This window comes from Arenibacter algicola, from assembly GCF_000733925.1.
Taxonomy (GTDB): Bacteria; Bacteroidota; Bacteroidia; order Flavobacteriales; family Flavobacteriaceae; genus Arenibacter; species Arenibacter algicola.
In genome coordinates, this window is sequence record NZ_JPOO01000003.1 from 2,198,180 (window position 1) to 2,210,806 (window position 12,627).

Genomic DNA, 12,627 nt, shown 5'->3' on the forward strand with positions numbered 1-12,627 from the left:
TGATTAAAAAGTTACGTTAAATCCTAATGTGTATGTTCTGGGTCTTGGGAAGGCACTATAGTCTATACCCGCAATAGGCAGACCATTTAATAGGGCAGCACTTGCAGGCGCCACACTCACCTCTGGATCAAGACCGGAATAATCTGTAATCACAAAAAGGTTCTGACCTGTAAGACTAAGTCTCATAGACTTGAACAAGCCATCCTTTAAGGGAACATCATACGAAATGGAAGCTGTTTGCAGTCTCACAAAATCTCCTTTCTCCAAGAATCTTGTAGAAACCGAAGCTTCTGCAAATCTGCCTTCCTGTCCTGCCAATTCCACCACATTCTGGGTTACATTATTACCACTCCCAATGGCACCTCCCGTAAAAAAGGCGTTGGCGGTGTTATTATAAATGTAGTTGCCAAACTGACCATTAAAATACATGGAGGCCGACCAGTTTTTATAATTCGCAGAGGTAGAGAAACCTCCTGTGAAATCCGGTAATGCACTTTTACCCACGAACTGTTGGTTATCCACCCCGCCTTCATGTACTGGGTTACCGTTAGCATCGAAGCCTGTAAACTCCCTTAAATAAAAGGAATACAAGGGTTGTCCTGAGGCCAAGCGTTGGGCGAAAGCGTTGGATAGACCGGCGCCACGAATGGTTCCTGCGGCAATCTCTCCATCGAAATCTGTAATTTCATTTTTATTATATGCTACATTAAACCCAGCAGTCCAACTGTAGTCTTCTCCTTGTAAAATATCGTAATTTAGGGAGAATTCAGCTCCTTGATTCAACACAACGGCATCCAAATTCTGGAAAAAAGTAGGCTGAGGGGAAGGTTGTGCTGCCTCTATATTAAGCAGTAAGTCCCTAGTCTCCTTACGATATACATCAATCGATCCGTTAAAGCGATCATTGGCAAACCCAAAATCCAAACCTACGTTATATTGGGTAGTCTCCTCCCACTTTAAATCGGGGTTGGCAAACTCCACGGTTGAAATACCAGGAACGTTAACGGCCCCTCCATCACTTATATTTGGATCACCGTTGGTAGTAGTGGAATATCTTTCCCTACGAGCGAAACGACCATATCCCAAACCATCCTGGTTACCTGTAATACCATAACTCAACCTAAGTTTTAAGGTAGACATGGCATCGCCCATAAAATCTTCTTCATTTATCTTCCAACCAAAAGCTGCGGATGGAAAAATACCATATCGGTTATTTTCACCAAAACGAGAAGAACCATCGGCCCTTACCGTTGCCGTAAACAGATACTTACTAGCTATACTATAATTGGCCCTGGCAAAAAAGGATTGCAACTCGTCCGTATTATCAAAAGTATTGGTAAAAATAGATTTTACTGGAATGGTAATCTCCCCAAGGCGATCTGAAACCGGCTCTGGAAAAAGTCTGTTTACAAAAAGATCGGCATCACCACCAGAAGAATAACCATATTGCTGGTAAGAGCCAGAAATCATGGATTCAATCTTGCTGGCCGCGTCAGTTAAATTCCTGGCCATGCTGTTCAAATTGGTTGTGGAATAACCCCAACCTTCAACATTTCTACCTTGGGTATTGAAATCCTGATAGGAGAAACCTCCCAGCACATCCAGTACCGAATTATCGAATTCTTTTTTGTAAGACAATGTCAATTCCAATAACCTATTCTCCAAATCAAGGTCGTTTATGGTACCTCTACCATTACCACCGGCACCACGGCCTACATTAAAGGATTTACTCCCCAATTCAGCTTCACGTGTAGAATTGGATTTATCGTAACCTACGGTAGCTTTGGCCGTCAAGTCTTCAACAATATCATATGAGGCCGAAAAATTGATCAGAAAACGATCTGTATAGGTTAAACTCTGCCAGTTCTCCAACAAGTTTAATGGGTTGATCCTATCCCCTGGGTTGAAGCTACTGCTAGCAGGCCAGGTAGGATTGGCAGAATAAGCTGCACCCAGCATATCCCCAGTAGATCCAGCACTACCACTCAATGGCGGTGCCTCGTCATTTACCCTTGAAAGGGTAGTTTGCAAATCCAACCTTAACTTATCGTCAAAAACTCTTTGGGAAAGATTAATTCTACCAGTAACCCTCTCCTGTGAGGATTTTGGTACAATCCCAAATTGTTTCCCATAGTTGAATGTAGCCCTCACATTACCCGATCCATAATTTTGGGAGTAGGCAAGGTTGTTATTGGTAGAAGATGAATTTCTAGTTACCAATGATTGCCAATCCGTGTCATTCCCCAAATCGGTAGCAGTTCCTCCAAAGGCAGAAACAGCAGATAGGAATTCGCTCCTATTCAATAAATCGAAATCATTGGCGGGGGAAGAAAAACTTAGATCGGAAGAAAACTCCCAAGTACCTCCCTGTGCTCCGCCTTTACCGCTCTTGGTAGTAATGATAACCACCCCATTGGCACCTCTGGAACCATAAATAGCAGTTGATGATGCATCCTTTAAGATACTCATGCTCTCAATATCATTTGGATTCAAAAAGCTTAGCGGGTTTCTCGCCGAACTAGATCCTACACCAATATCCGTACCTTCAGAAGAACTGCCTCCAGAAGGAAGTGGAACACCATCGACCACGAACAAGGGATCGTTATTGGATCTAACCGAAGAAGTACCCCTAATCCTGATAGCAACACCAGAACCAGGCTCACCACTTCCTTGGGAAATTTGAACCCCAGCGGTTTTACCCTGAATCAATTGTTCGGGAGACGAAATAACCCCTCCGTTAAAATCCTCGGAAGTTACTGCGGAAACAGCACCGGTAGCATCCTTAACAGTTGTAGTACCATAACCAATGATCACTACTTCCTGCAAGGCCTGTGCATCTTCTTCCATCATAATATTTAAAGTGGTCTGGTTACCTACTGCCACCTCCTGTGTTTTGTAGCCGATATAGCTAAAAACAAGGATGGCACTTGCATCCACATCACTTATGGTAAAATTACCATCAAAATCCGTTTGTGCGCCAGTGGTAGTTCCCTTTACCACGACACTGGCTCCCGGTAAGGGGCCACTGGAATCAGATACAGTACCTGACACCTCTTGAGCTGAAGCTAATCCAAAACACAAAAATGTTCCAAATAGCAAAAAGCTTTTAAGTAATTTAAGCTTCATACATTGTTAGTTTTAATTGAGTTAAATAATTGATAGTTGTAATTGAGTTTAATAGTAATTGAGTTCAATATGTCATAAAATTTACCTTTCCATTATCGAAGATAAATAATAAAAAGTCGATTTATTGTGATATTTCTATTTTTAACGTCTAAAATTTAACTAAAACGTTTTCGTTATATTTCGTTCTTTCCAGTTTAAAATAAAAAGCAAAACAACCTACCATTGCCCCTTTGGTGATGTATCAATTGTTTAATATTGTACGAATATACACCATTTTTTATTTCAATGGTATTTTGACAAAAATATGTACTATTTAAACAAATGCTCAAAATAGATTTCAATCCTTAGCTGAATATACTATTTTTACATCTTGTTATTTAATATTCCAATTTGTGCCTAAGGAGTACAAATACTTTTGTGTTTTTAGTAGTATATTCACTTGAAAAAAAATTCACCTTTGAAAAGAAAAATCACCCTCAAACATATTGCAAGGGAATTAGGGGTTTCCATTTCTACGGTTTCCAAAGCATTGAAAAATAGTGAGGAAATTGGATCGGACACAAAAGAGAAGGTCCAGGCTTTTGCCAAGTTATACAATTACAAGCCCAACAATATTGCTATCAGTTTAAAAAACAAGCGGACTAAAAATATTGGGGTCATTATTCCGGATATTGTACATCATTTTTTTACCACAGTTTTCAGGGGAATTGAAAAATACGCCAATGCCAAAGGCTATAATGTCATCGTCTGTGTCTCCGATGAATCTTTCGACAAGGAGGTTATAAATATGGAACTGCTTGCCAATGGGAGTATAGACGGGTTTATTATGGCCCTTTCTTCCGGTACACAATTGAAGAACGACTACAACCATTTAAAGGAGGTTACCGAACAGGGCATACCCTTGGTATTATTTGATCGTGTTGCCGAAGATATAAAATGCGACAAGGTAATCATCAATGATAAAAAGGGTGCATATAACGCAGTAACCAAATTTATAAAGGACGGCAGGAAAAGAATAGCCCTAATTACTTCTGAGGACTACATAAGTGTAAGCAGGGAAAGAGCTGCGGGGTATAAGGAAGCATTGTCCGACAATGGCATAGAATACAATGAAGATCTGATATTAAAATTTCCTTCCATGGAAATCAATGAAAACACCATTGAAGATTTCTTTGAAAGGGAAAAAGTAGACGCCGTGTTGAGCGTAAATGAAATATTTGCCATTCACAGTATGCGCTATGTACAAAGTAAAGGCTTAAAAATTCCTGAGGATATTTCCTTTATTGGTTTTACAGATGGGCTTCTCTCTAAATATGCCTCCCCTGGACTTACCGCTATTGCCCAACACGGTGAACAAATGGGAGAAATAGCGGCAGAAATTCTTATAGACAAGGTAGAAAACGATATGGAGGAAGAAACCTATGTTACAAGGGTTTTGGAACCCACCATGATAGAACGCGGATCAACCGTTAATTAGGAACCAAACACTTAGTTGCAAGACCAAAATTATCCATTTACTGCAGGAAATTTGGCAACATTGCCCTTAAGCCCATATACTGCCCACCTAAGGTCATTTTCCCTACATTAAACATTACTTTTTATGGGCCGACCAAATTTTAATTAATATCTTAAACCAATGAAGAAAACTGGATTTATATTTGATTTGGATGGTGTTATTGTGGATACTGCCAAATACCATTACCTGGCCTGGAAAAAATTGGCCAATGAATTGGGCTTTGAATTTACGCAAGAGCAAAATGAACTATTTAAAGGGGTAAGTCGCAAAAGATGCCTGGAAATCCTATTGGAAATTGGGAAAATCAAGGCATCACAAGAACAGTTCAACAGATGGTTGGTGGAGAAGAATGAGGATTATTTATCACTAATAGAAAAAATGGACGCATCGGAAATATTGCCCGATGTACAAAGGGTACTGAAGTTCCTTAAAAAGCACAACATGCCAATAGCCTTGGGGTCTGCCAGCAAAAATGCCCGTCCAATTTTGGAAAAAGTAAACCTAATGGATTATTTTGATGCCATTGTAGATGGCACACAAGTAACCAAGGCCAAGCCCGATCCCGAAGTTTTTTTGTTGGCCGCAGTACAAATGGGCGTAAATCCCAAGGAATGCGTAGTCTTTGAAGATGCGGTTGCCGGAATAGAGGCCGCTAACAATGCAGGAATGTTAAGCATAGGCATTGGAGAAGAAAAAGTGCTTTCCGAGGCAAAATTTGTGTTCGCAGATTTCACTGAAATGGATGATAATTTCCTAAATCGGCTATTAGCACAAACTCCGTGACGAACATTCACAATAATTAATTAATTTGGTGTCTTTCTATTTGGAATCTGATATTGATCAACAAAACCCCATTGAGATAACCGAGAAACACTAGCACAATGAATCAAGATTATATAAAGCCCGATAACTGGTCTATCATAGAAGAAGGATTTGAAAAAGAAAGAGTAAAATCCTCGGAAAGTTTATTCAGTCTTGGAAACGGTGCTATGGGGCAACGCGCCAATTTTGAAGAAAAATACACTGGTCCTACTTTTCAAGGTAGTTATATTGGTGGGGTGTATTACCCGGATAAAACACGGGTAGGCTGGTGGAAAAACGGCTATCCGGAATATTTTGCCAAGGTATTGAACGCTCCTAACTGGATCGGCATCAATGTTCTTGTCAATGGAGAGACCTTAGATCTGAATACCTGTAAAAATGTACAGAATTTTCGCAGGGAATTAAACATGCAGGAAGGTTGGTATACGCGGAGCTTTATGGCTACTTTGCCCAATGATACCACTATAGAGGTATTGATTACCCGTTTCCTTAGTTTGGACCATGATGAAGTTGGCGCCATTAAATACCAAATTAGGGCCATAAACCAAGATAGCTCTATGGCCTTCCACCCCTATCTAGATAGTGGAATTACCAATGAGGATACCAATTGGGACGACCAATTTTGGAACACCACAGGGGTTACAACGGAAGGTTCCCAAGCCTTTATTGAGGCACATACCATGAAGACCAACTTCGCTACCTGTACTTTTATGGAATCCAGATTGTACCATAATAACGAAATGGTAACGGAAAAACCCTTGGAAGCTTTATCAGATACTACCGCAGTACATCACTTTAAAAAGGATATTAAAAAGGGAGACACCCTTACACTTGTAAAATTTGGGGGCTATACGGTTTCTACCAATCATAAGCCCAGTGAACTGGTATCGGCTGCCAAAGAAGCTTTGCAAAAGGTAATCGAAATAGGATTTGAGGCTTTGTTGGAGCAACAAAAGAAATCCTGGGCCAAAATCTGGGAAATGAGCGACATTACCATTGAGGGCGATGTAAAGGCACAACAGGGAATTCGCTTCAATATTTTTCATTTAAACCAAACCTATCTGGGCAAGGATTCCAGACTTAATATTGGCCCAAAGGGATTTACCGGGGAAAAATACGGCGGAAGTACCTACTGGGATACCGAGGCCTATTGTATTCCCTTTTACATGGCCACCAAAAATAAAAAGGTGGCAAGAAACTTATTGACATACAGGTACAACCATTTGGAAAAGGCCATTGAAAATGCCAGAAAATTAGGTTTTGTAAATGGAGCGGCCCTATATCCCATGGTAACCATGAACGGCGAGGAGTGCCATAACGAATGGGAAATAACTTTTGAGGAAATACATCGTAATGGGGCCATAGCCTTTGCCATTTATAACTATTACCGCTTTACAAGTGATTATACCTATATCCCGGAAATGGGGCTGGAGGTCTTGATCGGAATTGCCCGCTTTTGGCATCAAAGAGCCACATTTTCTACCCAAAAGAACAAATATGTAATTCTTGGGGTCACCGGTCCCAATGAATACGAAAACAATGTAAACAATAACTTTTACACCAATTATATTGCAAAGTGGTGCATTAATTATACGTTGCAGGAACTACAAAAAGTTAAGGATGGCTATCCGGATGATTACCACAGAATAATAGGAGTGACCAAACTTTCAGAAAATGAGACCGAGGATTGGGCCAAGGTGGCGAAAAAAATGTACTTCCCCTTCGATGAAAAATTGGGCATTTATTTGCAGCAAGATGGCTTTTTGGACAAAGAGCTTATCCCTGTGAAGAAATTAAATCAAAAAGAGCGCCCTATAAACCAAAAATGGAGTTGGGATAGGATTTTAAGGTCCCCATACATAAAACAGGCAGATACCCTTCAGGGATTTTATTTCTTTGAAGACCATTTTACTACGGAAGAATTGGAAAAACACTTCGATTTTTACGAACCTTTTACCGTACATGAATCTTCGTTATCACCATGTGTCCATAGTATTCAGGCTGCAAAGCTGAACAGAATGGACCAGGCATATGCTTTTTATCTGAGAACTTCCAGATTGGATCTAGACGATTATAATAAGGAAGTAAAAGAAGGACTCCATATTACCTCCATGGCCGGTACCTGGATGAGCATAGTGGAAGGTTTTGGAGGTATGCGGATATTGGAAGACAAACTATCCTTTACCCCAAGAATACCAAAGCAATGGAAATCCTATTCCTTCAAGGTAAATTTCAGGAATAGAATTCTCAAGGTAAAGGTTACGGAAAACGAAACCACATTTGACCTGGAAGGTACGGACGAGATGTCTATTCGGGTAAATGGAAAACGTGTGGTGTTGACTGCTGGCCAGAAAACTTATTCCTTGGTCAACTAAGTTCTCCGTAGTACCAAGAGCCCCTAAAAATTAAAAAATTCGGATTATTTTTTAAGAAACTTTAAATATTATAGCCAAAAGTTGCTCCCAGTTAAAAATTTTTGACAAAATTGACTCTAATTCCAAAAACAAGTATCATTATTGCACTGAAAAGCTAAGCAGCACATAGGTTAGGCTTTTTGTTCCGAAAAGAAAGCACAAAATGAAAGAGACCACTGAAATTAGAAAAACAGTTGTTTATCAAGTATTTACCAGATTGTTCGGGAATACCAATACCACCAATAAACCATGGGGGACCATTGAGGAAAATGGAGTGGGCAAATTTAGTGACTTTACACCAAAGGCTTTAAAAGAAATCAAGGATCTGGGGGTAAGCCATATTTGGTATACGGGTATACCCCATCATGCCCTTATAAGGGATTATACCGCATACGGCATCTCCAATGACGACCCGGATATTGTTAAGGGCAGGGCGGGTTCGCCATATGCCGTTAAGGATTACTACAGCGTTAACCCCGATTTGGCCAATGATCCGAACAATAGAAATCAGGAATTCAAGGAACTGTTAACAAGAAGCCATAAGGCGGGCCTAAAAGTTATCATAGATATAGTTCCCAACCATATTGCCAGAAAATACGAAGGGAAAAACAACCCCAAAGGGGTGGTGGATTTTGGCGCCAAGGACAATACCAATGTGGTCTACCACAAAGACAATAATTTTTATTACAATCCAGGGGAATCATTTTCGGTCCCGGATTGGAGGAATGGCTACCTGCCTTTGGGAGGGGAGAAAAGCAACATGCCCGATGGAAAATATACCGAATCCCCGGCAAAATGGACTGGAAATGGTTCCCGCATGTCCAAACCCGATTTTAATGATTGGTATGAGACTGTAAAGATCAACTATGGTATTAGCCCGCACGGCCATAGGGATTTTACCACGCTGCCAGAAGATTTTGGCCATAAAAGCTTTTCTGAACATTTTGAATTCTGGAAAAACAAAGAAGTGCCAGATTCCTGGATAAAATTTAGGGATATTGCCCTGTACTGGTTGGACGAAGGAGTGGACGGATTTCGTTATGATATGGCCGAAATGGTTCCTGTAGAATTCTGGAGCTTCATGAACTCGTCCATAAAAATGAAAAACCCGGATGCATTTTTAATGGCGGAAGTCTATAATCCACAGCTGTACAGGGATTATATATTTAAAGGAAAAATGGACTATCTCTACGACAAGGTAGAGTTCTATGACTCCTTAAAGCACATTATGCAGGGACACGGGTGGACAGACCATATCCCTGTGGTACAAAACGGACTCATGGATATTGAGCACCAAATGCTACATTTTCTGGAAAACCATGACGAGCAGCGTATTGCCTGTCCAGAATTTTTGGGAAATGCCGAAAAAGCAAAACCTGGTATGGTGGTTTCCGCAACCATAAGTACCTCCCCTACCATGATCTATTTTGGGCAGGAAGTAGGTGAGCCGGCTGCCGAAAGTCCTGGATTTGGATCCCCAAGTAGAACCTCTATCTTCGATTATGTTGGGGTTCCCCATTTTCAACGCTGGGTAAACAATAAAAAATTTGATGGAGGGCAATTATCCCCGAAAGAAAAAGAATTAAGGACATTTTACAAGAACTTGCTCAATTTCACCATTAACAGTAGTGCTTTAATGGGAAAATACAAGGATATTCATTTTTATAACAAAGATCATACGGAATATTATAATCATCGGGTTTTATCATTTGTTAGGTGGTCCAAGAATGAAAAACTCATAATTATTTCTAATTTTGATGCTGGTCAAACCTTTGGGTTCGATCTAAAACTACCGAGGGAAATTATTAGGGAATGGGGGTTACAGAATAGCACCTACCTATTTAAGGACGCATTGTTCAAAGAAAAAGAGTTGTCCCTAAATGTAGATAACGAAATAGGCCATATAAGAATAGATATACAACCCTTGGAATCCTTAATATTAAGTTTAAATTAGATTTATAGTATTACATTATGAAAACATCATCAATAGTTGGAACTTTCTTCTTATTTCTATTAATTATAAGTTGTGACAATATGAACAAACCCTTGGTTATTGGCCATAGAGGTGCCATGGGGCATGAAACGGAAAACACCTTGGCGTCCATACAAAAAGCAATGGATCTGGGTGTAGACATGATAGAAATAGATGTCTTTAAAATAAAAAGTGGCGAAACGGTAGTCTTCCACGATAAGGAGGTGGAAAGGCTAACGGATAGCATTGGAAATATAGAAGATTATAATTTTGAAGACCTGCAGAAATTAACTTTGATCGGCAATCATAAAATACCTACCCTGCAGGATGTCCTAAACTTAATAGATAAAAAAGTACAGTTAAATATAGAACTCAAAGGTGCCAATACAGCCGACAGGGTAAATTTTATAATGAACTACTACGTAAAGGAAAAGGGGTGGCCTATGGATAAATTTATAATTTCCAGCTTTAGATGGGACGAACTTAAGACTATGCGTACGCTCAATGCCGAAGTACCTATTGCAATCCTTATAAGCGGTGACCCATTGAAAGCTTTGGATATTGCGCAAGAATTGGAGGCGGTGGCCATAAACCCTTATTTTGAGGACCTGACCCTAGAGAACGTAAACGAAATAAAAAAAGCAGGATTCAAGATTTATCCTTGGACGGTAAATGAGCCCGAAGAAATTGAAGCCGTAGAGAGATTAGGAGTGGATGGTATTATCACCAATTATCCAGAACGCATTAATTAATGTTCGATGTAATAGTTTTAGGAGGAGGTGCCGCAGGTTTCTATGGTGCCATACATATAGCGGAACGCAACCCCAAGTTGAAAATAGCCATCTTGGAACGAGGCAAAGAGGTGCTTACCAAGGTAAAAGTATCCGGTGGAGGGCGCTGCAATGTTGCCCATGCCGAATTTGACCCTAAGGAAATAACCAAAAATTATCCTAGGGGGGAGCGGGAACTTGTAGGACCATTTCACACCTATTGTAGCGGTGACACCATGGCCTTCTTTGAAAAAAGGGGCATCCAATTGAATATTGAGGGGGATGGGCGAATGTTTCCCGCTACCAATTCGTCCCAAACAATTATAGACTGCTTTCTTCAGGAAACGGAGCGTTTGGGCATTAAAGTCCTAAAGAACAGTTCCATTGTTGGGATAACATCACTGAACGAAAATGAGGAAAATGGGGATTACGCCTGGGCAATCAAAACAATTCGAAACACCTACCAAGCCAAAAAAATACTGGTCGCTACGGGCAGCAATCCTAAAATATGGGAACTATTAAGACAAATGGGTCATACAATAGTAGCCCCTGTTCCTTCGCTTTTTACCTTTAATATCCAGGATGAAAGAATAACTGGCATACAAGGGGTAAGTACCAATGCCAGTATCAAGATAATTCCCTCCAAGGTCAACAACGGAAAATTTAAGGCGGCCTTAAAAAAATATTCCATCCAAACGAGCGATCTGGAATCCGAAGGGCCACTATTGATTACACATTGGGGAATGAGCGGTCCGGGTATCTTGAGGTTGTCAGCCTGGGGGGCGCGGATATTGAATGATTTGAATTATAAGTTTTCTATAAAAGTAAACTGGCTTCCTGCCTATCATGAGGAAGGATTATTGAGACAGCTTCAACAAATTAAGGAAGTTGAAGGAAAGAAAACCATTTTGCGCACCAAAGCATTTGACCTGCCAAAACGCTTGTGGGGCAGTTTGGTAAAGGCAGCGCAAATTTCCGACACGGATAAATGGGCCGATATTTCCAAAATTCAACTACAAAACTTAGCAAAGCAGTTAACTGGTTCCAAGTTTAGGGTAGATGGAAAAAGTACGTTTAAGGAGGAATTTGTCACTGCCGGAGGGGTGGACCTAAAGGAAATAAATTTTAAGACCTACGAAAGCAAAATACTCCCTGGGCTCTATTTTGCCGGGGAGGTAATAAATGTAGATGCCATTACAGGCGGATTCAACTTTCAAAATGCCTGGACCGGAGCCTATATTGCCGCCCAGGCAATTGCCAAACCCTAATTAAAGGGCTAACTCAACAATAGCATCAGCAAAGCGGCCAAAATAGCTCCAATAACTGGACCTACAATGGGAATCCAAGCGTAGCCCCAGTCGCTGCCGCCCTTGCCCTTAATGGGCATTATAGCGTGCATTATTCGGGGACCCAGATCCCTTGCCGGATTAATGGCGTAACCTGTGGTACCCCCCAAGGAAAGCCCAATTCCCCAAACCAAAAAAGCAACCGGCAGGGCGCCCAAAGACCCTAGTCCGATAACCGTTTCCGTATCGGTTATGGTAGCATCTGTAAAATATAGTACTACAAATACCAAGGTAAAAGTACCTACTACTTCACTAAATAGATTGTTAATGGGATTTCTTATGGCCGGAGCTGTACAAAATACAGCTTTCTTGGTGTCCTGGTCCTCTGTGGCATCAAAGTGATCCTTGTAGAAGAGCCAAACGATCAAAGCCCCCAACATGGCCCCTATGAATTGTCCCAAAACATAAATGGGAACCACAGCCCATTCAAATTTTTCGGCCATGGCAAGGCCTATGCTTACGGCCGGATTTAAATGTGCCCCGCTATAGGGTGCCGCCACTGCCACCCCAACGTACACGGCCAGTCCCCAAGCGGTGGTAATGACCATCCAGCCGGCATCGTTGGATTTTGTTTTGTTCAGGATTACGTTGGCAACAACCCCGCCCCCTAAAAGGATCAGGAAAAAAGTGCCGATAATTTCAGCAATAAATGGAGTCATAG

8 protein-coding genes are annotated in these 12,627 nt (G+C 40.9%); 6 read left to right on the plus strand and 2 right to left on the minus strand.

What is annotated here, in order from left to right; genetic code table 11:
• Positions 1–3: 3 nt before the first annotated feature.
• Positions 4–3,126 carry a SusC/RagA family TonB-linked outer membrane protein gene (locus U735_RS0119925; RefSeq protein ID WP_031445500.1) on the minus strand — a complete coding sequence of 1,041 codons (3,123 nt, stop codon included), beginning with the start codon at positions 3,124–3,126 and terminating at the stop codon, positions 4–6.
• Positions 3,127–3,583: 457 nt separating this feature from the next.
• Here U735_RS0119925 and U735_RS0119930 point away from each other — a divergent pair, with 457 nt between their 5' ends.
• The 6 genes from U735_RS0119930 (at position 3,584) to U735_RS0119955 (ending at position 11,888) form a co-directional block, all read left to right on the plus strand.
• On the plus strand, positions 3,584–4,603 hold the full coding sequence (locus tag U735_RS0119930; RefSeq protein ID WP_031445501.1) for a LacI family DNA-binding transcriptional regulator: 1,020 nt from the start codon (positions 3,584–3,586) through the stop codon (positions 4,601–4,603).
• Positions 4,604–4,762: 159 nt separating this feature from the next.
• Positions 4,763–5,425 carry a beta-phosphoglucomutase gene (pgmB, locus tag U735_RS0119935; protein WP_031445502.1) on the plus strand — a complete coding sequence of 221 codons (663 nt, stop codon included), beginning with the start codon at positions 4,763–4,765 and terminating at the stop codon, positions 5,423–5,425.
• Between the two features lie 98 nt (positions 5,426–5,523).
• Positions 5,524–7,839 carry a glycoside hydrolase family 65 protein gene (locus tag U735_RS0119940; protein WP_031445503.1) on the plus strand — a complete coding sequence of 772 codons (2,316 nt, stop codon included), beginning with the start codon at positions 5,524–5,526 and terminating at the stop codon, positions 7,837–7,839.
• A gap of 202 nt (positions 7,840–8,041) precedes the next feature.
• Positions 8,042–9,832: an alpha-amylase family protein gene (locus U735_RS0119945; RefSeq protein WP_031445504.1), complete on the plus strand. Its 1,791-nt coding sequence runs from the start codon at positions 8,042–8,044 to the stop codon at positions 9,830–9,832.
• 17 nt (positions 9,833–9,849) lie between these two features.
• Positions 9,850–10,602 (plus strand): glycerophosphodiester phosphodiesterase, encoded by a 753-nt coding sequence (locus U735_RS0119950; RefSeq protein WP_031445505.1) that lies wholly within the window; start codon positions 9,850–9,852, stop codon positions 10,600–10,602.
• The gene (locus U735_RS0119955; protein ID WP_031445506.1) at positions 10,602–11,888 is read left to right on the plus strand and encodes a BaiN/RdsA family NAD(P)/FAD-dependent oxidoreductase; all 1,287 of its coding nucleotides are present in this window, start codon (positions 10,602–10,604) and stop codon (positions 11,886–11,888) included. Before U735_RS0119950 ends, U735_RS0119955 begins: the two co-directional genes overlap by 1 nt.
• A gap of 8 nt (positions 11,889–11,896) precedes the next feature.
• Here the strand turns inward: U735_RS0119955 and U735_RS0119960 are convergent, their stop codons facing one another.
• Positions 11,897–12,625, minus strand: coding sequence for an MIP/aquaporin family protein (locus U735_RS0119960; RefSeq protein ID WP_031445507.1), 729 nt, complete (start codon positions 12,623–12,625; stop codon positions 11,897–11,899).
• Positions 12,626–12,627 lie beyond the last annotated feature (2 nt).